We start from the raw sequence: 22,842 nt of genomic DNA, 5'->3' as shown, positions 1-22,842 counted from the left end.
GGTCAGCCGGGCGGCGCGGCCACCGGCAGCCGGTGGCGTACGGCCCAGAGCGCCGCCTCCGTCCGCGACGCCGAGCCGGTCTTGCGGAGCAGGTTCGACACGTGCACGGTGACCGTCCGCACCGAGATGCCGAGCGCCCGGGCGGCCTGCTTGTTGGACATCCCGGCGACCAGGCAGCCCAGCACCTCGATCTCCCGGCCGGTCAGCTCGGCGTCCGGCGGCGTCGCCGGCCGGGGCACCAGATGCTCCGGCAGCGGCTCGTGGACCAGACCGTCCGGCCCGGACCCGGCGTGCGCGGCGAGCAGCTCGGTCAGCACGTACGGGTTGCCGCCGGTCCGCCGCCAGACCGCGGCCACCACCGTCTCGGCGGGGCGCGTCCCGTCGTACACCTGGGTAAGCACCTCGGCCACCTCGGCCGCGGTGAGGGGCGCGAGGTGCTGGCGCACCGCGCCGCGTACCCCGCAGAGGCGGGCCAGCGCGCGGACCGTGAGGTCCGGCGCCACCGCGTCGGCCGGCGGACGGCTCGCCACCACCAGCAGGGCCGGCAGCTCCGGGGCGGCGGCCAGCTCGCCGAGCAGGTTGAGGCTGGCCGGGTCGAGGGCGTGCAGGTCCTCCACCACCAGCACCGCCGGGCCGGTCCCGACCAGCAGCCGGACCGTGCGGACGGCGAGCCGCAGCAGCGTGCCCGGGGCGTAGCGTTCGCGCGGCGCGGTGGGCTGCTGGGCGAGCCAGGCCAGGGCGTCCGGCGGCAGGTCTAGGCCGCTGGTGTCCCGGCCGCTGAGCACCGCCGCCAACCAGTCGTACGGGGCGGGGTCGTGCACCCGCGCGGCGCCGGCGAGGACCACCGCCGGCCGCGGGGTGAAGCCCTCCAGGGCGGCCGCGACCAGCAGACTCTTGCCCACCCCGGCGGCCCCGGTGATCACGGTGACGGTGGGCGCCGGCCGGCGGCCGGAGACCACGGCGGCCCACGCCCGGTCGAGCTCGGCCAGCTCGCCGGCGCGCCCGACCATGGACACCGGCATCATTTCTCACACCCTACGCAGTAGTGCGTAGAGACGGCGGCAGGGTCTTCTTGGCAAGCTTGACCCATGACGCTCATCCTCCGCTCGGCCATCCTCAACGACGTCGGCCTCGTCCGGACCAACAACGAGGACTCCGCCCTCGCCGGTGACCGCCTGGTGGCGGTGGCCGACGGCATGGGTGGTCTCCCCGCCGGCGAGGTGGCGAGCGAGATCGTCATCCGGATCCTGGACGAGCTGACCCCGCCCACCGGCGCCGACGAGGCCGCCGACGCGCTGCGGGCCGTGGTGAGCACCGCCAACCAGCGGATCCGGGCCGCCATCACGGTCGACCCGGCCCGCGACGGCATGGGCACCACGCTCACCGCCGCCCTGCTCGCCGGGGACACCCTGGTCCTCGCCCAGGTCGGCGACTCCCGCTGCTATCTGCTGCGGGACGGGGAGCTGACCCAGCTCACCCGGGACGACACCTTCGTCCAGGCGCTGGTCGACCAGGGCGCCCTCTCCCCCGACCAGGCCCGGCACCACCCGCAGCGGTCCCTGGTCACCCGGGCCGTGCAGGGCTCGGACGCGCCCCCGGCGATCGGGGTGCTCACCGTCTTCCCCGGCGACCGGCTGCTGCTCTGCAGCGACGGCCTCTCCGACTACGTCGAGGACCCGGCGATCGCCGCCGCGCTCGGCACGTACGGCGACCGCCAGCAGTGCGGCGAGCAGCTGGTCAAGCTCGCCCACCAGGCCGGCGCGCCGGACAACGTCACCGTGGTCGTCTCCGACGTCGCCGACGCCTGACCGGTCCCGGGGCCGGCGAAAGCGGTTGCGCCGGCCACCGGCCCGGGTTGGGATGAGGCGTGATCATCCGTCGGTTGGCCGCCGAAGAACGCCTGGCCACCAGCTTCCCGCTCCAGGCGTACGCCTTCGAGGCGTCGCCGCTGGCCGCGTCCCGGGTGGCGGAGTTCCGCGACTACCTCCCCTACAACGCCGGCAACCGGACGCTGGTCGCCGACGAGGACGGCACGGCGGTCGCCGCCGTCACGGCGATCCCGATGCGGCAGAACCTCCGCGGCGCCGTCCTGCCGATGGCCGGCGTCGCCGGGGTGGCGACCCATCCGCTGGCCCGCCGGCGCGGCCACGTCCGGGCGCTGCTGCACCAGCTCCTCGACGAGATGCGCGACGAGGGGCACCTGCTCACCGCGCTGTACCCGTTCCGGGCGTCGTTCTACGAGCGCTTCGGCTACGTCGGGCTGCCCCGGGCGCGTACCGCGACGTTCACCCCGGCCGACCTCGGGCCGCTGCTCCGCGCCGAACTGCCCGGCGAGGTGGTCTGGGAGCGGGTCGGGGCGGGGTACCCGACCTGGCGGGCATTCACCGAACGCTGCCTGCACGAGCGGCACGGCTTCGCGGTCTTCCCCGACTTCCGGGCCGTCGGGCTACGCGACCGGGACGACCGCTGGCTGCTCACCGCCGTGGTCGACGGCAGCACGGTCGGCGCGGTGACCTACCGGATCGACGACCACGGCGGCGAGCTGCTCGCCGACGACCTGCTCGCCACCGACCCGTACGCCCGGGCGCTGCTGTTGCAGTTCTTCGCCCGGCACGTCGACCAGGTCGAGCGGATCCGGGTCCAGCTCCCCGCCGACGAACCGCCCGAGCTGTGGCTCACCGACCTGGCCGTGCACGTCGAGGCGCGGGTGTCCCGGCCCGGGTCGCCGGCTCCGATGGCCCGGCTGCTCTCCCTGGACGCGCTGACCGGCCTGCCGGCGGGAGCCGGTCGGGTCCGGGTCGACCTGGTCGGCGACCGCTGGCTGGCCGGTACGCACCTGCTCGACGGCGCCACCGGCCGGCTGGAGCTGCGGCCCGGCGACGCCGCCGGGGCCGGCGTCCCGACCGCGACGCTCACCGCCGCGGGGCTCTCCGCCCTCGCGTACGGGGTGCTCGACCCGGCCGAGGTCGACATCCGGGACCTGGGCGACGTGCCGGCGGACGCGGCGGCCGAGTTGCGCCGCATCTTCCCCCGCGAGGTGCCGTACCTCTTCGCCGACTTCTGACGGTTCCGCCGCCCCCGCGCTGGGGTACGGTCCTGCGAATGCCGGAGTGGTTGCAAGCGGGACTGTGGGGTCTGCTGGCCGGTTCGGCCCTGCTGATCGGGGCGGTCGCCGGGTTCTTCGCCCGGGTGCCCCGGAAGGTCATCGCGTCGATCATGGCGTTCGGCGCCGGGTTGCTGCTCAGCGCGGTCTCCTTCGACCTGGTCGCCGAGGCGTACGAGCAGGCTGGCCTGCTGCCCACCGCCCTCGGCGCGGCGGTCGGGGCGCTGGCGTACACCGTGGCGAACATCCTGCTGGCCCGGCGCGGCGCCCGGCACCGCAAGCGATCCGGCGACGTGCAGCCCTCCGAACAGGAGCAGCCCGGCTCGGGTACGGCCATCGCGGTCGGCGCGCTGCTGGACGGCGTACCGGAGTCGGTGGTGATCGGCGCGGGTCTGCTCGCCGGCGGCCCGGTCAGCCTGGTCACGGTGGTCGCGGTCTTCCTGAGCAACGTGCCGGAGGGCCTGTCCAGCGCGGCGGGCATGCGCCGGGCCGGCCGTTCCCGGCGGTACGTCTTCCTGCTCTGGGCGGCGATCGCCCTGGTCAGCGGCGCGGCGGCGCTGGCCGGATACGCGCTGCTCGGCGGCGCTCCGCCTGCGGTGCTCGCCACCATCACCGCGCTGGCGGCCGGGGCGATCCTCGCGATGATCACCGACACGATGGTCCCCGAGGCGTTTGAGGACGCCCACTCCTGGTCGGCCTGATCACCGTCCTCGGCTTCCTGGTCGCGTTCGCCCTCTCGCACACCTGACCGCACGCCCGCTGGCGGCGGAGCTTTAGGCGGCGGCGCGATCTTCTTCGTCAGCAACGACCGCACCCGCGGCGACCGGCGGGGCGTACGTCAGTAGGGGTTGCCGTGGCCCGGGGTGCGGGCCTTGCGGAGGCCGCCGGGGCGGCCGGGGAGGTCCGGGTCCGCCGACATGGGCGGGGCGGCGGTGTGCCCGGCGCCCGCCATGCCGGCGAAGAGTTCCTTGAGCGCGGTCAGAGCGTCGATCCTCGGCGTCCAGCCCAGCTCCGTCTCGGCGCGGTGGCTGGACATCAGCGGCGCGTTCAGCGCCAGCTCCACCCAGCCGGCGTCGACCGGTTGCAGCCGCGCCCGCCAGGTCAGCGCCGCCGCGACGCGCAGCACCGGGGCGGCGACCGGCACCGTCCAGCCGTGGAAGTGCCGGGCCACCAGCTCCGGGGTCAGCACCGGGTCCGCGGCGACGTTGAACGCGCCGCGTGCCTCACCCAGCAGAGCCTTCGCGTACGCGTCGGCGACGTCGTCGGCGTGCACCGCCTGCATCCGCAGCCGGCGGTTGGTCGGGACCAGCGGGATCCGGCCGTACCGGAGCAGCCGCACCGGGGCCAGCGGCCCGAGGAAGTAGCGGGTGATCTCGGTGCCGGCGTCCCGCTGGAAGGTCAGCCCCGGGCGCAGCCGGACCACCCGCAGCTCCGGGTGCTCCCGTTCGACCGTGTCGAGCAGCGCCTCCACGTCCGCCTTGTCCCGGCTGTACGACGATCCGGGCACCCCGGTCGCCGGCCAGCGCTCGCTGACCGGGTGGTCCTTCGGGCCGGGCGCGTACGTGCCGACCGACGACGCGCACACGAGGGCGGGGACGCCGGCCCGGACGACCGCGTCGGTCACCGCCCGGCTGCCGTCGACGTTGGTCCGATGCAGGGTGCGCTGCTCGTGGCTGGGCTGGATCTGCCAGGCCAGGTGCAGCACCGCCCCGGCCCCGGCGAAGATCGCCGAGAGCTTCTCGGTCGCGCCGGGCGCCCCGATGTCGCAGGAGTGCCACTCCACCCGGTCGTACGGCTCACCGGCGTCCGGCCCCGGCAGCCGGCGGGCCACCCCGGCCAGCTCCAGCCCGGACTCCTGACGCAGCCGGCGCAGCACCGCCGTCCCGACGTTGCCGCTGGCCCCGACGATCACGATCCGCATACCGGCTGCGGTACCCGTTGAACCGGACTCCAACCCCCGGAAGGTTCACGGCCGGGGCGAGTGGCGTACCCAGTTCTTCTCCTGCCGGCGGCGTCCCTGGGTGGCGGCGAGGCAGCGCGGACAGATGAACCCGACCGGGTCGGCCTGGGTGAGCACGTCGGTCGAGGCGTAGTCGAACGGCACGTGTGGGAAGCGCCGGAGCCGGGTACGACTGAGCGGAAGCCCGCAGACGGTCTGGTTCTGCCCCGGCAGCCAGGCGTGCACCTCGCCGCCCGGCTGCCGTACGCCGTCCGCGCCGACCTCCTCGCTCGACGCGGCCACGGCGGGCGTACTGCTCATCCTCATGCCCGTCCCGGTTCCCCGGGCGGGCCGAGGCATGCCGGCCCGCCCCGCGCCGTGTCGGCGATGTGGCGGCATCCCGGCCGGTCGGACACCGCCACATCGCCGACGTGAAGTCGCTGGTGATCAGGCGCGGCGGGTCAGCAGGGCGCCGATCAGGCAGGCGAAGGCGGCCACGGTGGTGACCGTGCGGGCCAGGTTCCAGCGCACCCAGGTCGCCTCGAAGCGCTCGCGGACCGCCGTCAGGTCGGCGATCCGGTCCACCGGACCGGCGGCGTCCAACCGGTCGTTCAGCGGCACGCTGCACCGCATGGTGATCACCAGCGTGGCCAGGTAGAGCACCAGCGCCGCCCCGGTCCAGGCCAGCACCCGGCCAGCGCCGGTGAGGTGCAGCGCCACCGCCAGCGCGAGCAGCAGCACCGCCCCGAGGAAGGCGGCCAGGAACCAGCCGTTCAGGATCCGCCGGTTGATCCACTGCATGGTCCCGACGAAGGTCCGGTCGTCGGTCGCGGCCAGGCCCGGCATCACCGAGCACGAGTACGCGAAGAACAGCCCCGCCATCAGCCCGGTCGTCAGCGTCGCCCCGGCCAGCACGGCCGTACGCAGCAATGTCATGGCTCCCAGCCTGGCCGGCCACGGCGCCACGGGCCATCGTCGAGCGGCTCGCCCGCATGCGCGGTCGCTCGGCCTCGGCGGCCGGACATCGACGGGCGGCGGGAAGCCGGAAGGCTCGTCCGAGCGGGTTCCGGTAGCCTGAGCGGGCGGGCCGCTAGCTCAATGGCAGAGCTGTGGACTTTTAATCCATAGGTTCAGGGTTCGAGTCCCTGGCGGCCCACTCCTCCGCAGGTCAGCGGTCCCGTCCGGGGCCGCTGTTGCCATGATCGGGGCCGGTACAGCAGCGAAGTACAGCAGTGGACCAACCGCCAGCCTGACTTCCGTGTCGGGGATGCTCTCCGAAGCGGCGGCGGACCGAACAGCTGGAGGGCGGACGATGACGGACGGACCGCTCGTGCGCAATTCGCGGCTGCTCGGCCTGTTCGTCGAGATCGTTCAAGGGCCCGAAGGGACCCTGCGGGCAGTCGAGACCGCCGGCCGTGGCATCACGGCAGAAGCACGCTGCACACTGACCGTGGTCGCAGACAAGATGACCACCAGCTCCGGCAGCCCGGCCGAGGCACGTCAGAGAAGCCTCGCCTGCGCCGACCGACTCATCGAACTGGGTGCCATCGAAGATGACCTGAGCGAGTTGTGGTCCCGCCGCCGGGGAGGCGAGCTTGACGAGGCCGCGTTTGAGGCAAGCCTCCTGCGAATAGTCATGCGCCTGGAAGCGTGGCCGCAATCCTGGCCGCGCATGCCCTACTGGGCGGCGGCATGCCCACCCCTCACCGGTCGAGCGTCTGGCCGAGCCGCTTAAGGGCGTCGCGGGTGGCCGCCGAGGAGACCACCGTGTAGATCTCCATGGTGATGGCGAACTGCGCGTGCCGGAGGATCTGCATCGCCACCCGGGGGTGCACGTCCAGGTCGGCCAGGAGCGAGGCACAGGTCCGCCGGGCGTCCCGGACGGTGATCCGCCGAACGCCGGCCGCCTCACAGCGGCGGTCCCAGAAGCGGTTGAAGTTCCGTGGCTCAACCGGCCGGCCGTAGCGGGTGGTGAAGATGAGATCCGAGGGCTGCCAGGCCGGGCCGGCGGCCTCCCGGGCGGTGGTCTGGGCGACACGGCGGCGACCGAGCGCCACGGTGCAGATGTCCGGCAGCGGCAGGGTGGCATCTGAGGCGGCCGTCTTCGTCTCGCGGTGCAGCAGTTCGGCACCGACCCGCTGGAGCTGCCGGTCGATGGTCAGCTCCCCCGCGTCGAGGTCGACGTCCGCCCAGGTGAGCCCCAACATCTCGCCTTTGCGCAGACCGAGCACCAGGACCAGGACGTACGCGGCGTAGAGCGGGTCGTCGTCGGCGCGGGCCGACTCCAGGAAGCGCCGCGCCTCGTCGCTCGTCCACGCCTTCCGCTTGCGCTTCCGTACCGGGGGCAGCTTCACCAGGGATGCGACGTTGCGGGTGATCAGCCCTTCGGTGATCGCCTGGGACAGCAGCGTCCGGAGCACGGTCCGCAGGTGGGTGACGCTGGTCGCGGAGGGCAGATCCCGGCAGCAGCGGCCGAGGGCACAGCAGCGACGCTGGGCTGGCTTGCGCCCCTCGTCCTTGCCCTGGGCACAGCACTGGCACGTCCGCCCCACCTCGTTGATCCAGGTCTGCACGTCGCTGACCCGGAGCTTGTCGAGCCGCTTCCGACCCAGCCCCGGCACGAGGTAGAGCCGGACCACGACCTCGTAGGTGACGTAGCTGCCGGGGGCCAAGTTCGGCTTGACGATCTCGCGCAGCCAGTAGCCGGCGAACCCCCTGCCGTCGGGGAGCGTGTCGCCACAGGACCGGCCTTCGCCTGACCGTGCAGCTTGATCCACTTGTCGTGGACCTCCTCGCGGGTCTTGCCGTAAACCCACTTTCGACCCCGCTTGCCGTCCGGCTTCTCGACCCAGACGTACGCGGCGAAGCCGTTCCGGTACGGGAAGATCGACCCCTCGCCGTTGGCACGGGCACGTCCGGGCATCAGGCGGCCTCCTGGCGTTCGACCTGCTCGCGGATGTAGTCGTCGACCCATTCGGGGAGGATGCGGCGGTACTTGCCGTCCTTGATGGAGCGCAGCTCGCCGATGGCGATCTTCATCTTGACCTTGGAGATGCCGAAGCCGAGCAGGACGGCGACTTCTGCTGGGGAGTACCAGCGCGGGGTGAGGTCATGGCTCATGCGGCGGCCCCGGTGAGCCAGGCTTCGTGGGCGAGTTCCTCCCGGCCGATGCGTATGCTCTCGCGCCGCTGTCGCGCGGCGGTGTTGGCAAGCAGGGCGTCTCCCTCAGAGAGCCAGCCGGAGCCGATGTAGGTGAGGGTGCCGACGGTGATGGTGTCGGCGGTTTCGTCGTCCTCTTCGTGCCGGTAGGTGGCGCGGGTTTCGCGGAGCAGCGCGAAGGTGACGGAGTAGCGGCGGGCTTTGGTGAGGAAGTGGCCGCCGAAGCCGAGCATGTGCGCCCAGCGCCGCAAGCCGCCGTAGATGTTGGGTTTGGCGTCAAGGCCGCCTTGACGGTCATCAGCGGTTGCGGCGCCGCCGGTCGTGTCGGTGTCGGTGGCGCGGCCGAGATGCCAGCAAGCGTCGATGAGGCGGGCGACGTGGTCGCCTTCGGGATCGGCGCAGTCGTCGATCGTGGCCGGGGTGAGCCGGGCGAAGGAGTGGCCCGTGGCTTCCGTGGCCTTGGTGGCGTACTTGGCGAGGTAGGCGGCCACCTTGCCGTCGGTCAGCTCACCGCCAGCGGTGTTGATACGCCGCACGTCGACCTGCTCGCCCCAGGCGACCAGCCAACCTTCCGGCCGGTCGGGGTGGGCGGGCGTGGTGACGGTGATCTGCCGGGCGGCGACGTGGATCGCGTCTTCCAGGTCGTCGAGGGTAATGCCGGCCGGCGGCGGCACGAGGGCGCCCGGGTCGTCCGGGTCGACGCCGTCGAGGCGCAGCAGGGCGTGGAAGTGCACCGCTGCCCGGCGTTGCATCTCGGCGACCTTGCCGTGGGACACGCGCACGGGCGGCACCCATCGGACCTTGCCCGAGGCGGTGACGACCCGGACGAAGGGGATGCCGCGCTTGCGGCAGAGGGCGGCGAGGTGACGTTCGATGGCCTGCTTGGTGCGCCGCCACAACTCCCCCGAGAAGTAGTTCCACACGACCTGGTGGGCGTGGTCGTAGCAGTCCAGGCACAACGGCTGACCGATCCGCGAATCGTCGGCCTCGTGGCGAGCGAAGCACGCCGCGGGCTGCCCGTGCGCGCAGGTCCCGGTGTTGGTGCGGGCGCGGCAGGGTGCGGGTCGGCAGTCGCAGCGCTGCCGGCTGCGGCAGGTGTGGCGGGCGACGTGCCGGTGATGGACCGGGCCGAAGGACGGGGCGGTGAAGGTGGCGAAGACGACCGGGTGCCGACCGACCGAGTCAGGGACGCCCTTTCCGCCGGTCAGGCCGCAGCGCGTGAGCTGATAGGCGTCGCCCCGGTAGACCCAGGCGCAGTCCGGGCACACCGATTCGCGGCGGTTGCCGCACGCCTTGTAGAGCGTGCGGTCGGGCAGCTCGTCGGTGTGCAGCTGGCCGGTGATGCGGGCGGTGTTCCGGTCGACGGCGGCGAGGGTGCCGGTGAGGCGGATCGGGCGAGCACAGCCGCCGGCGGGGCGGGTGTGCTCCAGCCAGCCGGAGAACTCCGGCGTGGCGGCGCGGTGCAGGACCTGGGCGTCCCGGCCGACAGCGAGGCCAGGTCGGTACAGGGCGAGCGGAGTGGTGGACACGACTGTCTCCTCTTCAAGGGGTGGCAGGGACGGGAGACGAAGCACCACCAGCCGTGGACGGGTGTCCGCTGGTGGTGTTCGTCGTGTCTCCTGGCACCGCCGAGAGGGCGGCTGACGCCGGAGGGCGGAACCGTGGCCGTGCCACTTCCCGCCGATGGGTCATGTCCTTTCACGCTCGTGAACCTGGCGAATGGGCCGGCACGGGTGGGGAGCCTGGGATATCGGCATCCGGCGGGTTGCCGCAGGCTGCCCCCACCCGTGGAGGGGAGCGAATCCGGGCCATCGTGGACGGCAGGGAAGGCCGTGCTGGGCCGCTCAACGGATTCGAGAAGCCGGCACTTCGGCCGGTGCGATCGAGAGCCGGCGGGACGTGGCCCGCATCAGCGGCAGGAAGACCGCTCGGCATCTCCGACGTCGAGTCCAGCGATCCGGCGGGAAGGCCGCGCTGGCGTGCTCGACGAGCGTCAGAGTAGCACCGGGTACCGACACGTCAACCGGTCGTGACTCCTGCGGCCGGGGCGGGACGGCCGGCTGCCGGCCGGTGTGGGAGGACTTTCTGTACGTCTATCAAGGCGGCCCGCGTCGCGGGCCGCTCGCGCCGCCGAACCTGGGCCGGGCCGATGGCCCGCCGCCGCGCCTCTGGCCTTCGGCCGCCAGCGCGACGGTTGCAGCCCGCCGGCGGCGCGACATACGACGAAGCCCCGGGCCGCCATGGGTAGTGGCAGATCCGGGGCTTCGATGTTGAACGGGACAATGGCAGTGCCTCCGGCGGGGTCCTCAGGCACTCCGGGATGGTTGGCGCCATCCCGACAACCTCCGTCCGGGCAAAGCCGAGCGGGTAGGGCCTGCCCGGTCAAGGTCGTTCAGACGGTGGTGTGCTCCACCTTGACCGGGCAGGCCCTACCCACTCCACCGTGTGCGGACGAAGGCCGACGGGATGGCTAGGACGGAACGGAGCAGGCGCGCAGTCAGTTAGGCCAACTCCCTACGAGCGACCACGTAGAGCTCGTGTAACGATCGGTGGATGCCATCCGCCTTATCTCGGAATTCGTCTGCTACCTCCGGCCAGCCGTACCACGCTTTGTCTTCCGGCACTTCGTCAAGGAGGTCGCGCAAGGGTTGGATGTCGCGCATCCAGGAGCTGTAGGCGTCTCTCATCTCCTCGCTGGCGTAGACCAGGAGCAGAATGGAAACCTCGTCTGCGACCTCGTCAATGTCGGGCGGCTTCCCATCTCGGGGGTAGACGACGTCTGCGGTCGTCACGAAAGAGGTCGTCTCAGTGGCCACGGCCAGGAGCCGACGGTAGGCGGCTTCGAGCCGGTCTTGGCTGCGGGCCTCCCGAGCAAGCGCCAAGGTGGTCTGCCTGGCGTTCTCCGCCAACCGTTCCGCATGTTGGCGGCCTCGATGGTTGGTCCACACCGTGGCGCAGAGACCAGCGATGCCTACGACGGCCGTTGCGGCTGCCCCACCCCACTCCCAAGCCACTAGCTGAGTCTGGCTGAGGCCCGCGGTTCAGGGAAGGTGGAGCGACCTGGTGAGGCCGCCGGAGCCGCCCGATGGTCGCTGAACCCCCAAGATCATGCCGTTTCCAGGCCGTCGAACGAGGGCCGACGGTGACCATCGTTGACCATCCATCCGATGCGTGGCAGCAGGCCAAAGCCCATGTCGCCCGGTTTGATCGACTACGCGCCCGCCCCAGATCAATACTGCTGGAAGTGGTCGATCGTCTAACATCGACGGGCCGCGAGGATCTTCACGTCTCGCGTTCATGTCGGTACTGTTCGCACTCATGGCGTCTCGCGGCAAGCCGAACCTCTGGCGGTATTGGGGCTACGGCGTCCTGGCTGTGCTCCTCCTGTCCCTTGGTAGCAGCGCGTACGGCCCCGGCATCTACGCGGTTCTGGTCGGCCTCTTGATCCTCTTCGTCCTCTTTCAAGCGCCGGTGTACTGCGGCGCAATCAACCGGAAGCGCGGCGGCGTCGAGTTCTGCCGCAACAACTCGAGCGGCCTGGTCTTGGGCTGCCACCTCCGGCAGCACAAGTGGCAGAAGTTCGGGCGTGACTGGTGGTCGCTCGGCTGGCGCGAGAAGACTAAAGGGATCTGGACCGGGGCCTCGGCAAAGCTGGCGACCGTCAGTGGCCTCGTGGGCACCGTGACCGGGATCATTGGCGTCTTCAAGTAAGTGCCCGCCCGCCGCGGAGTGGCGCAGACCGTTGAGCAGCGGAAGGCTGTTGGCGGGCGGGGCCAAGCAGTACAGCAACGAAGTACAGCAACCGACTACACCAAGCGGAACCCTGGTGACCGCCCTCGGACCGTCGACCAGCGGTACGAGCCAAACCACACCGCTCTGCCGATCTCTGGGGGTCAAGGGGTCCTCCGTTCGATCCGGCCGCCCGGACGCAGCTCAGGGGGCTGATCCGGCACGCGGATCGGCCCTCCTTGGCGTTCTGGGGACCAAGATCGGTCAAGTTGGCTGCAAGTAGCGCTTCTTGACCAGCGGACAAGGCGAGGTGTTGCCGGCACCTAGAGCCTGGACGACTCCTGGGAAAGCCAATCTCGATGCTGTGCCTTTAGCGCGTCGCGTTGCTTTCGGCTCGGCAGAATGACATCGGCTCCACCGTCGTAGGGGTGATACAGCCATCGAAGATCAGTCGGCGCGAGGATCACGTTTGCCAACTCGTCGTCGGCTACAGCCCGCAACAGGACATCAATCGCGCCGGGCTGCCAAGCGATCGTCTCGGCGTAGAGCTGTGTATAGGCGCGGTACTCAGGCTCTTCCTCGGGGTCTTCCAGCAGGGTCTGCCAGTGCCATGCCGACGGCGCCACTTCTGAACGCCTCGGCCACATCTGCGGGGTGGTTGGCGGGCCCTCTGTCCACTCGCTGGTGACAACAAGAAGGACGGCACCCGGATCGAGCTCTGACAGCACCGTGTAGTGCCGGTCGAGCACGATCCCGTACTCGCTCTCGTTGTCTGCGTACCGCTTCGATCCCGGCAGGCTGTGGAACCTGACCCACCGATCCGGGTACTGACCGCGAAGCCAGTGGGCGAACGGCGGGCACTCGGACCAACGCTGCTCCCACAGCTCGGTCAAGGCCGGCGGGTTCAGCTCTTGGCTCGGTGTCACCGCGTTGTTGTACCTCATGCCCAGCGAGGGTCGCTCCCCGGGACCAGGCAGGGACCACACGTCCCGCACGAGCGCAGACGACAAGAGGCGGGCCGCACTCCTTCCGCAGACGCCTACCGTGCGTGAGGTGCGTGGACGTATGGCGAGTCGTCCTGGGGGACGAGCGGTCCTCTCGGCGGCGAGCAGGTCACTTTCAAGATCATGCCGTCTGCAGGCCGTCTGAGGTGAACCAACGGCGACCAACGATGACGACCGACGACAGGCCCGAGCGCAGGTCACGAGGCGTTCGGTCCGGTTGAAGTTGGTATGCCGAGGGCCTTCCACATTGCAACGCCAAGTGGCATCAGGATCGAGGCCAACGCCAGGCGGGGACACCGAACAACGCCCGATCTTGGCTGAGGTGCTCCGAATGGAACCCTCCAACGTCGATCCAGGCGTCCCGCTTAAGGGCCTATGCTGCTGCCTCACGCTGTTCGTCGGCGGCCCACTTCTCATCCTGCTAAGCCGTGTTGGCCAGAAGAAGAGCCGTCCGTCTAGCCGCCCGGGTCAGGACGCGACGCGAGCCGACAACCGCCGACGTGCGGACGGGTGACCAACTGAGTGACGATCGCGGCGGACGTCCACGGACGAGTACGCATGGGACTGTACAAATAACGGCTGATCGACCGATCAAGGGAGAGACGCCAGATGACGACCGAGACCATCGTGGGACAGCAGACGGCCGCCGGGTCGGCGGGCGCGGTCACGGACGAGCAGTTGATCGCGATGCTGGTCGATCGGGCTCGTGGGGACGGGCTGCAACTGACCGGTGAGGGCGGGCTGTTGCAGCAGCTGACCAAGCGGGTCCTGGAATCCGCGCTGGACGGCGAGATCACCGATCACGTCGGCTACGACAAGCACGACCCGGCGGGTAAGGGCAGCGGAAACTCCCGTAACGGCAGCCGGACCAAGACGGTGCTCACCGATGTCGGCCCGGTCGAGGTGCGGGTGCCGCGGGACGCGGCGGGCACGTTCGAGCCGCAAATCGTGCGGAAGCGTCAGCGGCGACTGTCCGGGGTGGATGACCTGGTGCTGTCACTGTCGGCCAAGGGGCTGACGCACGGTGAGATCGCCGCGCATCTGGTGGAGGTGTACGGCACTGAGGTGTCGAAGCAGACCATCTCCACCATCACCGACAAGGTGATGGACGGGATGGCCGAGTGGCAGAACCGGCCGCTGGACCGCGTCTATCCAGTCGTGTTCATCGATGCGATTAATGTGAAGATCAGGGATGGGCAGGTCGCGAACCGGCCGATCTACGTGGCCTTGGCGGTCACCGTCGACGGGCACCGGGACATCCTCGGGATCTGGGCCGGCGACGGCGGCGAGGGCGCGAAGCACTGGCTGCACGTGCTCACCGAGCTGAAGAACCGCGGCGTCCAGGACGTCTTGATGCTCGTCTGCGACGGGCTCAAGGGCCTGCCGGACGCCGTCGCGACCGTCTGGCCGCGCACGATCGTTCAAACCTGTGTAGTTCACCTGCTGCGCAACTCGTTTCGATACGCGGCCCGCCAGGACTGGGACAAGATCGCCAAAGCGCTCAAGCCTGTCTACACCGCGGCGACCGAGGACGCCGCGACCGAACGGTTCCTCGAGTTCGCCGAGACCTGGGGCAGAAAGTACCCGGCGATCGTCAAGCTGTGGGAGAACGCCTGGGCCGAGTTCGTGCCCTTCCTCGCCTTCGACGTCGAGATCCGCAAGGTCATCTGCTCCACGAACGCGATCGAGAGCGTCAACGCCCGCATCCGCAAGGCCGTCCGCGCCCGCGGCCACATCCCGAACGAGGCCGCCGCACTCAAGTGCGTGTACATGGCGCTGATGAGCCTCGACCCGACCGGCGCCGGCCGCCGGCGGTGGACCATGCGCTGGAAGGCACCGTTGAACGCGTTCCAGATCGCCTCCGAGGGCCGGCTCACCCCGGCCAACGACTGACTACCTCAACAAACCAAGATCAGCCGTTAACTTGACACTCCCGTACGCATAGCAGAGGACCGTCGTAGCAGCTCAGCCCGCGTAGAGCAGCAGGTGACAGAGGCGTGTTGGTTGCCTGGAGGTCATCAAGGAGTTCCTGACGTTTGTCGCAACGGGAGGTGGCAGGGCTCGATGATCTACTACGACTGCTCGGATGACTCCTCGCTGTTCGCGCAGGTATGTCTGGATCCGCGGGATGCCGCACGGGTGGCGCGAACGTCGCGGGCGTGGCTGCAGCAGGGTTGGGATGGGCTGTTCGGTGAGGTGTCGCGGGCGGTGGCGGCGAAGGATCCGGACGCGGCGGCTTCGCTGATCGTGTGCAGCACGGAGCGGGATCCGATACGTGCTGTTCGTCGTTCAGGTAAGCGGTGGGCGGCTGCGCTGGAGCGCATTGACGAGAACCCGGTGGTGGTTGCCGCCTCGGTCCATACGGCGGAGAAGAGACTGTCGTACGCCGCGATCCGGCTGGAGGTGACCCGGGTGCTGGACAACAACCCGTGGGTGCGGCTGGTCATTCGGGCGATGCTGGGGGCGGCCTTTGACCCGGCCGTGGAGTACGACCGGTGGGTGGACTTCCTGACCGAAGTCCTGGCCGACGCCGACCCGGCATATGGGGAGATCAACAAGGACGTGGGTGACGAGGGCAGCACTGAGCTGGACAAGTCGCTTCGCCGTGATTCCGATGTCTCCCTGAAGCAGAGTCGGCAGGTGCTGCGGGGGTATTCGTGGGTGACGGTGGTGCCGGGGGAACTCGTCGAGCGCCTCGGTGGCGCCGATGCGATTGAATCGGCCGGTGCGGTGGCCGAGGTTCGCCGGCTGGCCGCTGGTGGTGTGCTGTTGCGGGCGACGCGAACGCCTGAGGAGTACGACGACCTAGCGATGCAGCGCCTGTTCCGGATGCTCGCCCCAGTTCTGCCGCCCGGCCAACCCCGTGACTTGCCTGGCTGGCCGACGAAACATCAAGTCGTGTACGAGGACGCCGCAATGCACTGAGCCAGGCCGCGGCGTCTTGGTGGGTGAGCCGCGAAAGATCCGGACTATTCGCGGAATGATCATGGACAGCGCAAGCTATCCAACGAGCGTTTGCGCAGGGAGCCACGGCCTTTGTCGGTGAGGCCCTAACTCCTTCCTAAACCGTGTGCGGCAGTGGAGGCAGCGGCACGGTCCCACCGACTGCACCCGCTACCTGGCGCTTGCGGCCCATCGGGTTGAGGGCTGATCAGACGGACAAGCAGGTGCCATCGGGCAGCGTTCCAGCTACGCCGGCCGCCTCGCGCGAAGGAAGCACGTAGCCGAGCACGCAGGCACCTTCAACCCGCGCAGCGAACACGAGCCCCTTGCCCTCGGTGATGTCGTTGGACCGCGCGGGCCGTACGACGTGGTCGACCAGACCCACGCGGTTCAGCGCAGTCCGCAGCTCGCCGGCGTCGATGTTGTCGCGCCTACATGGCCCGGGACCGCCGGCCGCAGTCGTCATGCAGACCGACGGCTGTCGATCCTTCACGGCCGACAACTCCGTTCGGAGTTCAACGGCGGCGAGTCGGGCGGCCTCCCGCGCCGCGTGGCTCGGCGTGCTCCGGCCAGCGGCGACGGCGAGGTCCCAGCATGGATCGGGCACCGCTCCGGTCGGTTGCGGAGGTTGGAAACAGGTGATGAACCGGGGGGCGGCGGCCGATTCTGCCGCGGTGCTGCCACCATCACTGCTCCGGTTCAGGATCGGCACGGCGAGCGAGACGGTGGCAGAGAGGACGAAGGCAGCACCGAGCGCTGCCGCTATGACGGCCGGTCTCGGCGAGCGCCAGTTCACCTGTCAGACAGTACGCGGAATGGCTTGGCTCCCTGGTGCGACGTTGTCCAGCTGGCCGCCCACCGGCTCGATGCGATCGTCGCCGCGGACCTCGACAAGATCACCAGGCACAACGCGGGCACAACCGACGCCGACAAGGACTGTCAACCGCTGTAAGGCAGCGGAAGAACTCCCGAGGCCAGGCGGCCGATCCGCCCGATCTGAGATGGTCCACAGACCGCCAGGAGGGGTTCAGGGTTCAAGTCCCCGTCTAAATCGAACTCCTAACAGCTTGGTCGCCGATTGAGACGCACCGTTGGGCCTGACATACTCAACGCCTGTGCTCCTTCTGGATCTTTCATAGCAGAAAGAACGGCGAATCCAGCAGAGCATCACTGGACAACTTGCGCTGGAACCGATTTATTAATACCGCATTCGTCAGCGCCGACACGGTGGGGGCGACGGACAAGACAAGGCTTTGAAAGTTGCCCGTTGAGGTAACCACTTCGGCCGTCACAGCGGCGGCGAGTGGAAGAAATGCGACCGTAGCGCCAAGGTTGCGCAACCTCCGGTGGTTGGCGATTTCACGCGCGTAACGGCGCTCGATTGTGCGCAGGCTCGGGCGGATGACGTCTCCCTCGATCTGCCGGGAGATGCGGCCAAAGTCGACCGCATCGCCATGTGAGATCTGTTCGACCAGTGCCTTGTGGTAGGCACGCTGGAAATCAGATAACAGGTCCTCGTTCTCGCTACGTAGCTTAACGACGTCATCTAGGCTCGCTTGGGCAATCCAAGGCACGTATGTCGTCGCGAGGTCGAGAACCTGGCGGTTGGACCGGAGTAGCGACGCCAGCCTGGCAACCTCCTCGTTGTCTCCCACGGCCAGCGCCCGCATGTCTGGGAGTTCGTCTGCCGTTACGTGAGTCTTTGTCTGAGCGAATTGGCTGGTGTACCCGATGCTTGAGCCAAGCAATCGAACTGCGCCGGAATCGATCAGCCCCCGGTAGTCGAACAAGTGTCGGATGAATTCCGCGCTAACTTCTACACCCCATCCCTCATATTGTTTAGCATCATCCGGGGTAACGTCTTCGTAACTTGTGATGTGTATTTTTTCCGGAAAGATAAACGTCGAACGCGCGGCGAGGAACAGCGACTTACGTAGATGCTCATCATCGATCACTGGTGCTTTGAGTACGGTGAATTGGGAAATGCCGGGCGAGTAGTCTCGGATGGCATCTCCGGCTCGGTAAATGTGCCACCTAAGGTCACCGAGGAGGCTCGCAAGTGGACCTGGCTGATGTGCGAAGTCCCACATTTCCCGTATGAAGCTTTCGCTGCCCGCGTATTCGCTGAGCATCCGGTCCAGAGCGCTGCGGGAAATGACTCCGTGTCTGTCAAAGTCCTCTGTTAGCGGCACCCGTTCACCTCGATTGATCGCTTCGGGCGTTGCCCGAGGTTAGGACCATGCAGCCTCGAAGGTAGACGACGGACTCCAACTAACGCCCCGAGCTGAACTGATCGGCGAAGAGGCCAGGAGTCCCACCTCCGAGTAAGCCGCCTGGGCCACAGCGTCGGGCGGCCGGGGCTTTGGTTACTGACGGCAGCATGACGACAACGGGAGCAGCCGCGGACAGCCGGGCTCGGCATCGAGCGATCAGCGACCGCTCGTCGGAGTGCCTGCGACCGCTGCCGCCTGGATCTGAAAATCGGACGGTCCGGCTCGACACTAAGTAGGCAGCCCCCCGACAGCCCGCGACGAGGTGAGCTGAACAGCCATGACGTGTTGGCCAACCACCCTCAGGCAGGGGCTGACTGGTGCGCCCTGATCGCTGGGTATCACCGCGGCGACCGGCACGCCCAGGTCGTGACCTACCGGCCCACGCCCGACCAGCCCGCGTATCGCCCGCAGGCAGAGGACCCCAGGGCCTGCCCACGAAGTAGGCCGGCCATAAAGCTGTCGACAGCAACGCTGGAAGCAACCGCACCGGACGGCGGCGCGCGCGCCTAACCGCACCGCTAGGCGGAGTCAGCAGCGGGTCAGCAAACAGGCTGCTGTACGACGGTAACGGACGGGAAAGAGCGACTGGGTGGCCGCGCCTGAGCAGGTAGGACGATGCCTGCTGACAACGAATGACAACCGCCACCCAGGCTCCCCCCGGCGGGGGTCGTAGCCCTGCGGCCCTCGGCTACCGCACGTGGACCTGGTCGCCGTGCCTCCGGTAGGGCGCTCCACCTGGTCACCCTGGCCCTGGCCCGCTCCACCGAGGTGTGGGTCGGCGGCAGACAGGGATGGCAAGACGCCAGGCCACCGTGGTTGCCTAAAGATCATCGGGCACTGTCGGCGAGAAGCCCCTGTCAGGCCCACCATTTCGGATACCACTTCAGAACCTCTTCCGCAGGCTTCGGCGGCTTGGATTCCCTTTCCCGCCAAGCGGTGATGACAGTCGGACCATGAAACACGAGCAGACCGGCGGCGAGGAGTAGCGACGCGACCTTATCGGGCCAGCCCAACCACAACCCGACACCCGAGGCGAGCCAGAGCAGGAACCCGGCGAGCTGCGTCATCCGGAGACGCGGACGCTTCATGCAGTGAGTCTAGGTTTGATTGACAAGCACGCCGAGTCCCCGAAGCCCGCAACGGCGTACGAATGGCAGCGGAAGCGGGGGGAACGGGCGAAATTGCCTGGTCATCAGGACGGCCGTCTGATGATCGGGGATGTGGGAGAAGGTCGACGTGCCGTGCGTTGGAGGTCCGGTCGACGGCCGGTCCTTGCTGGTGCCCGTCGACGAGGACGGCGTCCCGCCCAACGTGACCGACCAGAACTGGCTGTGGGTGGGATTCGGTGGCGAGTTACTCGATGCCGACATGGCCGGCGTCTACGAGTTGGAGCCGGTGGCCGGCACCGGCCCGCCGTGGATTTACGTCTGGGCGCCCGGCCGGTAGTGGACACAGGACGGGACGTGGACTCGCGGCCAGCAAGATCATCGGGCACGTGGCGGGCACTACTGACGCCGACAAGGGCTGTGAACGCCTGTAAGGCCATGACAAACGTCGCCCAGGTCAGCATGCCGATCCGCCCGATCTGGGATGATCGACGCCCGACGAGAGGGGTTCAGGGTTCGAGCCTTCGGTAGTTCAGTGAGGCGCGGCCGAGCAGCGCTGGCCCATGCAAGTCGTCGAGGTGGCATGGGTCAGCACGCCGGCGCTACCGGCCACTCGGCTGGGATCACCACAGAAGCTGATCGAGCCAAAGCTGGCTCACCTGGAGTTCGGCAGCGGCCGCCTGGGCGACGGTAAGCACAGCGTGGGGGTCCTTGGGGCATGGGAACCCCTGCCCGCGAAGGGATGCGCGTACTCGTCCATCCGGCTTTACGCCGTCTCCGCCTGAACGCATCTGGAGGTAGCAGAACAGGGCAAGGCCGATGCCCTTCACCCCTCCGACCCGTTCCTCACACCGGAAGGCATGTGCTAGGCCCGCCGCTCGTTTGGCCCACTCCCTACATGCCTCGTCTTCGTCATCAATGCCCTCATCTCGTGCGAACGCCAGGAGACCTTCTGCAACCCCGACCATCGTTGCTTGCTCCCCGGCCATTAGGCCGAGCTGGGCGCGATCCGGAGGCGAAGCAACGAGATCGCGAAGAGTGAAACCGTTCTCGGTGAACGGCCTGACGGCGGGCAGCACGCGCGTCTCGTAACCCCTTTGGCGAGACATCACCACGTCGAGGACCATGGCGCCCCTTGCTCTCTCGTAGATGAGGCCATAGCCGTCAGCACGAGCAGAGGCAGCGTCGCCACGGGAATCCGCCAGGACACGAAGGTTTGCGATTAGACGCGGCCAGCGGGTATGGCATCGGAGGGCTGAGACAGGCTCGGGGGAACTGCCGGACGGAGGGTGACGGCGCATGCCTGCATCCTTGCGCATCACGTCACGCGCCCTCAGCAACCATGAAGCCGGTACGCCGCAGCCTGACATCAGCCGTTGACATCAGCGCTGGCGGCTGACGCCGGACGAACGCAAACGCACGTCGCCTCTGACCCGAACGCGGTGGACGTCAGCGGACGTTGCCAGTCTTGCCGAAACCGCCTTGTAAGCGAGGCGTCAGGGTCCCGCCGAGCAGCCAAGCGAGCAGCCAAACCGGCGAGCATGAGCGGACGATCGCGAACCGCGACACCGTGTCGGGCACGAGGACCCGGCGGTGGACCAGGGCCAGGCCACCGACTCGTAATGCGTAGGTCAGCGTCGAGGCGAGGGCGGCGCAGCACCGTACGGAGCGGCACCGCCCTTACCCGTGGTTGCTAGAAGGCGCGGACGACGGTGATGGTGACGTTGGAGCAGGAGTTCGCCCAGCTGGTCAGGGCGTTCTTCTCGGCGGTGTCGACGGTGAGCCGCCAGCGGATCTTCGTGGCGACCCATTCGTTGATGTAGCGGCAACGGGCGGAGCTGTAGGGCGGCATCCAGGTCGCGGGGTCCTGGTCGCCCTTGGCCTGGTTGACGTTGTCGGTCACCGCGACCAGGGGGCGGGAGTCGCCGAGGTCGTTGGCGTAGGACTGGCGGCGGCTGGTGGTCCAGTTCCGGGCGCCGGAGTCCCACGCTTCGGCGAGGGGAACCATGTGGTCGATGTCGAGGTCGCTGGTGATCGTCCAGTAGGCGTTGTCGTAGTAGGAGTACCAGCGCCCGTCGGACAGGCTGCAGCCGGAGCCGATGGTGGGTTTGGTGGTGGCCTCGGCGATCAGGACCTCGTAGCGGGTGTTGCAGCCGTCTCCGTCGGCGTCGACCCACAGGGGGAACAGGCTGCGGTCGTAGCCGGTGCGGACCTCGGTGGCGACGGGCAGGTTCGCCACGGCGGTGCGCAGGGCGGCGGAGTAGGTCTCGGCGTGGGCGGGGGCGGCGGTCAGGGCGGTGGTGGCGGTGACGGCGGCCAGCAGGGTGGCGGCCCAGCGCAGGGTACGGGTCACGGTCGGCTCTCCCGATCAATCGAAGATAGCGGTACTTCGATATACACAGGTGTCGACCGTCATAGCAATGGTCTGCGAGCGAACAACTGCAGAACAGCGTTCCGCCGGCGGTAGGTGGTCAGCCTCTCGCCGCTGAAGCGGGCGGCCGGTACTGGTAGACCTCCGTGTCATCAAGCCTGTCAGCGAGGACGTAGACGTGCTCAACCGCGGGCGCCGCGAGGTGGCTCGCCCCGACGTAGAAGCCCGTCTGAGGTAGCTTGACCACCGCCGGTGGACTGCCGTCGGCGGTGACCTCCACTGGCATGAGTCTCCCGTCGACCGGTCCATCCAGAAACCATGCCTCTACTGCCGCCACTGCCACTCCGCGTACCGCTTGTCGGGGGCTGAGATTCGCCGCTGGCCGGGGGTATAGGAATGAGGCGTGCGGAGGCAGGAGCAAATCTGCCTCCGCACCTTCCTGTATTTGGTCACGTGTCGCAGGCGATACCGTCGCCGTCTCGGTCCAGGTCGTAGATATCGCTGCCGACCACTCGGACAGGCCCGTCGACGTAGGCGGGGCCGTTGCCGCTGCCACCAGCGCAGTCGACGTCGCTGGCGATGGGTACGCAGGCGCCGCTGTAGTTCGGGTCGCACTGCTGGGTGACCTTGGTGCCGACCCTGACGACCTGGGTGACGGGTGCCTTGGTGACCTGCGAGCGGACCAGCTTCTTGGCTGTCTGGACGCCGTCGGTCAGGGTCAACTGGTAGGTGAGGGTCTTGACTCCCGCGACCCCGCGGGTGGTCACCTTTCTGGTGCCCTTGGGTAGCGAGGAGTCGTTGACGGTCCTGGTCTGGTACGCGATCTTCTGCGTCTCGGTGACGGTCCGGGTCTCGATCACAGGGGTGGCGGCAGCCTTGGGGGTCACCGCAGTCGGCGACGGTGCTGCTGGCGTGGCGGCGAGGCCTGCCTCCGTTGCAGTCGACGGGGCATCCGCGGCCTGAATAGTCGGGGCCGGCGGGGTGGTGGCGTCCTTGTCGGAACTGGTAGGGGAGACAAGGGCGACGATGCCGGGCACCCCGCAGCACAGCACCACCAGCACCCCTGCGCTGATGAGCGCGATCTTGCCCTTGGACGCCTTCCGCCGCGCCGGCGCCTGGTTCCAGCTGGCAGCTGCTGGGAACTGCGCCGTCGGGTACGGCGGTACCTGGCTGCCGTACCCGGCCTGTGGCTGGTAGGGCGGTGGGGGCGGGGGT

At 69.0% G+C, this 22,842-nt stretch carries 24 protein-coding genes, 1 tRNA gene and 1 pseudogene; 10 read left to right on the top strand and 16 right to left on the bottom strand.

Annotated features, from left to right (window positions below):
- Positions 1-2: 2 nt before the first annotated feature.
- Positions 3-1,025: a helix-turn-helix transcriptional regulator gene (locus tag DKT69_RS18215; protein WP_109802728.1), complete on the bottom strand. Its 1,023-nt coding sequence runs from the start codon at positions 1,023-1,025 to the stop codon at positions 3-5.
- Between the two features lie 63 nt (positions 1,026-1,088).
- Here DKT69_RS18215 and DKT69_RS18210 point away from each other — a divergent pair, with 63 nt between their 5' ends.
- From DKT69_RS18210 to DKT69_RS18200, 3 genes are read left to right on the top strand one after another with little or no spacing between them, the layout of a single operon-like run.
- A complete protein-coding gene (locus DKT69_RS18210) occupies positions 1,089-1,808 on the top strand; it encodes a PP2C family protein-serine/threonine phosphatase (protein ID WP_109802727.1) in 720 nt (239 codons plus the stop codon).
- A gap of 59 nt (positions 1,809-1,867) precedes the next feature.
- Positions 1,868-3,064 carry a GNAT family N-acetyltransferase gene (locus DKT69_RS18205; RefSeq protein ID WP_109802726.1) on the top strand — a complete coding sequence of 399 codons (1,197 nt, stop codon included), beginning with the start codon at positions 1,868-1,870 and terminating at the stop codon, positions 3,062-3,064.
- Positions 3,065-3,102: 38 nt separating this feature from the next.
- Positions 3,103-3,804: a ZIP family metal transporter gene (locus DKT69_RS18200; protein WP_236647995.1), complete on the top strand. Its 702-nt coding sequence runs from the start codon at positions 3,103-3,105 to the stop codon at positions 3,802-3,804.
- Between the two features lie 137 nt (positions 3,805-3,941).
- On the opposite strand, the gene DKT69_RS18195 is transcribed toward DKT69_RS18200, so the two are convergent.
- From DKT69_RS18195 to DKT69_RS18185, 3 genes are all read right to left on the bottom strand, one after another.
- Positions 3,942-5,024, bottom strand: coding sequence for an NAD-dependent epimerase/dehydratase family protein (locus DKT69_RS18195; RefSeq protein WP_109802725.1), 1,083 nt, complete (start codon positions 5,022-5,024; stop codon positions 3,942-3,944).
- A gap of 45 nt (positions 5,025-5,069) precedes the next feature.
- A complete protein-coding gene (locus DKT69_RS18190; RefSeq protein WP_236647994.1) occupies positions 5,070-5,363 on the bottom strand; it encodes a hypothetical protein in 294 nt (97 codons plus the stop codon).
- Between the two features lie 126 nt (positions 5,364-5,489).
- A complete protein-coding gene (locus tag DKT69_RS18185; protein ID WP_109802749.1) occupies positions 5,490-5,978 on the bottom strand; it encodes an anthrone oxygenase family protein in 489 nt (162 codons plus the stop codon).
- 148 nt (positions 5,979-6,126) lie between these two features.
- Here DKT69_RS18185 and DKT69_RS18180 point away from each other — a divergent pair.
- Positions 6,127-6,198, top strand: a tRNA-Lys gene (locus DKT69_RS18180).
- A 156-nt stretch (positions 6,199-6,354) separates the two neighbouring features.
- On the top strand, positions 6,355-6,777 hold the full coding sequence (locus tag DKT69_RS37815) for a hypothetical protein (RefSeq protein ID WP_161557873.1): 423 nt from the start codon (positions 6,355-6,357) through the stop codon (positions 6,775-6,777).
- Here the strand turns inward: DKT69_RS37815 and DKT69_RS18175 are convergent.
- The 4 genes and pseudogenes from DKT69_RS18175 to DKT69_RS18160 all read right to left on the bottom strand — a co-directional run bounded on the left by DKT69_RS18175 (position 6,746) and on the right by DKT69_RS18160 (position 11,110).
- A pseudogene (locus DKT69_RS18175) lies at positions 6,746-7,965 on the bottom strand (tyrosine-type recombinase/integrase). The gene DKT69_RS37815 and the pseudogene DKT69_RS18175 overlap by 32 nt on opposite strands.
- A complete protein-coding gene (locus DKT69_RS18170) occupies positions 7,965-8,162 on the bottom strand; it encodes an excisionase family DNA-binding protein (RefSeq protein ID WP_109802723.1) in 198 nt (65 codons plus the stop codon). Before DKT69_RS18170 ends, DKT69_RS18175 begins: the two are co-directional and overlap by 1 nt.
- Positions 8,159-9,730 (bottom strand): replication initiator, encoded by a 1,572-nt coding sequence (locus DKT69_RS18165; RefSeq protein ID WP_109802722.1) that lies wholly within the window; start codon positions 9,728-9,730, stop codon positions 8,159-8,161. The genes DKT69_RS18170 and DKT69_RS18165 overlap by 4 nt, the downstream gene beginning before the upstream one ends.
- 972 nt (positions 9,731-10,702) lie before the next feature.
- Positions 10,703-11,110: a hypothetical protein gene (locus DKT69_RS18160; protein ID WP_109802721.1), complete on the bottom strand. Its 408-nt coding sequence runs from the start codon at positions 11,108-11,110 to the stop codon at positions 10,703-10,705.
- A gap of 409 nt (positions 11,111-11,519) precedes the next feature.
- Between DKT69_RS18160 and DKT69_RS18155 the strand changes: the two genes are divergently transcribed.
- Positions 11,520-11,912 (top strand): hypothetical protein, encoded by a 393-nt coding sequence (locus DKT69_RS18155; RefSeq protein ID WP_109802748.1) that lies wholly within the window; start codon positions 11,520-11,522, stop codon positions 11,910-11,912.
- Positions 11,913-12,253: 341 nt separating this feature from the next.
- On the opposite strand, the gene DKT69_RS18150 is transcribed toward DKT69_RS18155, so the two are convergent.
- A complete protein-coding gene (locus DKT69_RS18150; RefSeq protein WP_236647992.1) occupies positions 12,254-12,874 on the bottom strand; it encodes a DUF3885 domain-containing protein in 621 nt (206 codons plus the stop codon).
- Between the two features lie 747 nt (positions 12,875-13,621).
- On the opposite strand from DKT69_RS18150, the gene DKT69_RS18145 reads away from it, so the two are divergent.
- Both DKT69_RS18145 and DKT69_RS18140 read left to right on the top strand, forming a co-directional pair.
- Positions 13,622-14,827, top strand: coding sequence for an IS256 family transposase (locus DKT69_RS18145; protein ID WP_236647998.1), 1,206 nt, complete (start codon positions 13,622-13,624; stop codon positions 14,825-14,827).
- 171 nt (positions 14,828-14,998) lie between these two features.
- Positions 14,999-15,859 carry a hypothetical protein gene (locus DKT69_RS18140; protein WP_109802719.1) on the top strand — a complete coding sequence of 287 codons (861 nt, stop codon included), beginning with the start codon at positions 14,999-15,001 and terminating at the stop codon, positions 15,857-15,859.
- A 226-nt stretch (positions 15,860-16,085) separates the two neighbouring features.
- Here DKT69_RS18140 and DKT69_RS18135 read toward each other — a convergent pair whose 3' ends face one another.
- Positions 16,086-16,673 carry a hypothetical protein gene (locus DKT69_RS18135; protein ID WP_146231122.1) on the bottom strand — a complete coding sequence of 196 codons (588 nt, stop codon included), beginning with the start codon at positions 16,671-16,673 and terminating at the stop codon, positions 16,086-16,088.
- A 24-nt stretch (positions 16,674-16,697) separates the two neighbouring features.
- On the opposite strand from DKT69_RS18135, the gene DKT69_RS40635 reads away from it, so the two are divergent.
- Positions 16,698-16,829 carry a hypothetical protein gene (locus DKT69_RS40635; protein WP_255420206.1) on the top strand — a complete coding sequence of 44 codons (132 nt, stop codon included), beginning with the start codon at positions 16,698-16,700 and terminating at the stop codon, positions 16,827-16,829.
- A gap of 181 nt (positions 16,830-17,010) precedes the next feature.
- Here DKT69_RS40635 and DKT69_RS37810 read toward each other — a convergent pair whose 3' ends face one another.
- Both DKT69_RS37810 and DKT69_RS18125 read right to left on the bottom strand, forming a co-directional pair.
- On the bottom strand, positions 17,011-18,009 hold the full coding sequence (locus DKT69_RS37810; RefSeq protein WP_146231121.1) for a hypothetical protein: 999 nt from the start codon (positions 18,007-18,009) through the stop codon (positions 17,011-17,013).
- A gap of 998 nt (positions 18,010-19,007) precedes the next feature.
- The gene (locus DKT69_RS18125) at positions 19,008-19,238 is read right to left on the bottom strand and encodes a hypothetical protein (RefSeq protein ID WP_146231120.1); all 231 of its coding nucleotides are present in this window, start codon (positions 19,236-19,238) and stop codon (positions 19,008-19,010) included.
- Positions 19,239-19,368: 130 nt separating this feature from the next.
- On the opposite strand from DKT69_RS18125, the gene DKT69_RS18120 reads away from it, so the two are divergent.
- Positions 19,369-19,596: a DUF8847 domain-containing protein gene (locus DKT69_RS18120; RefSeq protein ID WP_109802715.1), complete on the top strand. Its 228-nt coding sequence runs from the start codon at positions 19,369-19,371 to the stop codon at positions 19,594-19,596.
- A gap of 283 nt (positions 19,597-19,879) precedes the next feature.
- On the opposite strand, the gene DKT69_RS18115 is transcribed toward DKT69_RS18120, so the two are convergent.
- The 4 genes from DKT69_RS18115 to DKT69_RS18100 form a co-directional block, all read right to left on the bottom strand.
- Entirely contained in the window at positions 19,880-20,383 is a 504-nt protein-coding gene (locus DKT69_RS18115; protein WP_109802714.1) for a hypothetical protein, read from the bottom strand.
- Between the two features lie 566 nt (positions 20,384-20,949).
- The gene (locus DKT69_RS40630; RefSeq protein WP_109802713.1) at positions 20,950-21,609 is read right to left on the bottom strand and encodes an HNH endonuclease family protein; all 660 of its coding nucleotides are present in this window, start codon (positions 21,607-21,609) and stop codon (positions 20,950-20,952) included.
- 118 nt (positions 21,610-21,727) lie between these two features.
- Positions 21,728-21,964 carry a DUF8847 domain-containing protein gene (locus tag DKT69_RS18105; protein WP_146231119.1) on the bottom strand — a complete coding sequence of 79 codons (237 nt, stop codon included), beginning with the start codon at positions 21,962-21,964 and terminating at the stop codon, positions 21,728-21,730.
- Between the two features lie 112 nt (positions 21,965-22,076).
- Positions 22,077-22,842: G5 domain-containing protein (locus DKT69_RS18100; protein WP_236647991.1), on the bottom strand; the 766-nt coding region annotated here is incomplete at its 5' end.

The organism is Micromonospora sicca (assembly GCF_003172935.1).
Lineage (GTDB): Bacteria > Actinomycetota > Actinomycetes > Mycobacteriales > Micromonosporaceae > Micromonospora > Micromonospora sicca.
Note: the sequence above shows the minus strand (reverse complement) of the source record. Positions and strands in the feature narration are given on the sequence as shown.

What these genes read in the sequence shown, in the direction of transcription:
- DKT69_RS18170 (WP_109802723.1), bottom strand. Translation starts at nt 8,162, where the DNA reads ATGAGCCATGACCTCACCCCGCGCTGGTACTCCCCAGCAGAAGTCGCC.
- DKT69_RS18215 (WP_109802728.1), bottom strand. Translation starts at nt 1,025, where the DNA reads ATGATGCCGGTGTCCATGGTCGGGCGCGCCGGCGAGCTGGCCGAGCTC.
- DKT69_RS37815 (WP_161557873.1), top strand. Translation starts at nt 6,355, where the DNA reads ATGACGGACGGACCGCTCGTGCGCAATTCGCGGCTGCTCGGCCTGTTC.
- DKT69_RS18200 (WP_236647995.1), top strand. Translation starts at nt 3,103, where the DNA reads ATGCCGGAGTGGTTGCAAGCGGGACTGTGGGGTCTGCTGGCCGGTTCG.
- DKT69_RS18155 (WP_109802748.1), top strand. Translation starts at nt 11,520, where the DNA reads ATGGCGTCTCGCGGCAAGCCGAACCTCTGGCGGTATTGGGGCTACGGC.
- DKT69_RS18190 (WP_236647994.1), bottom strand. Translation starts at nt 5,363, where the DNA reads ATGAGCAGTACGCCCGCCGTGGCCGCGTCGAGCGAGGAGGTCGGCGCG.
- DKT69_RS18115 (WP_109802714.1), bottom strand. Translation starts at nt 20,383, where the DNA reads ATGGTCCTCGACGTGGTGATGTCTCGCCAAAGGGGTTACGAGACGCGC.
- DKT69_RS37810 (WP_146231121.1), bottom strand. Translation starts at nt 18,009, where the DNA reads ATGCTCAGCGAATACGCGGGCAGCGAAAGCTTCATACGGGAAATGTGG.
- DKT69_RS18195 (WP_109802725.1), bottom strand. Translation starts at nt 5,024, where the DNA reads ATGCGGATCGTGATCGTCGGGGCCAGCGGCAACGTCGGGACGGCGGTG.
- DKT69_RS18120 (WP_109802715.1), top strand. Translation starts at nt 19,369, where the DNA reads ATGTGGGAGAAGGTCGACGTGCCGTGCGTTGGAGGTCCGGTCGACGGC.
- DKT69_RS18150 (WP_236647992.1), bottom strand. Translation starts at nt 12,874, where the DNA reads ATGAGGTACAACAACGCGGTGACACCGAGCCAAGAGCTGAACCCGCCG.
- DKT69_RS18125 (WP_146231120.1), bottom strand. Translation starts at nt 19,238, where the DNA reads ATGAAGCGTCCGCGTCTCCGGATGACGCAGCTCGCCGGGTTCCTGCTC.
- DKT69_RS18210 (WP_109802727.1), top strand. Translation starts at nt 1,089, where the DNA reads ATGACGCTCATCCTCCGCTCGGCCATCCTCAACGACGTCGGCCTCGTC.
- DKT69_RS18140 (WP_109802719.1), top strand. Translation starts at nt 14,999, where the DNA reads ATGATCTACTACGACTGCTCGGATGACTCCTCGCTGTTCGCGCAGGTA.
- DKT69_RS18145 (WP_236647998.1), top strand. Translation starts at nt 13,622, where the DNA reads ATGCTGGTCGATCGGGCTCGTGGGGACGGGCTGCAACTGACCGGTGAG.
- DKT69_RS18185 (WP_109802749.1), bottom strand. Translation starts at nt 5,978, where the DNA reads ATGACATTGCTGCGTACGGCCGTGCTGGCCGGGGCGACGCTGACGACC.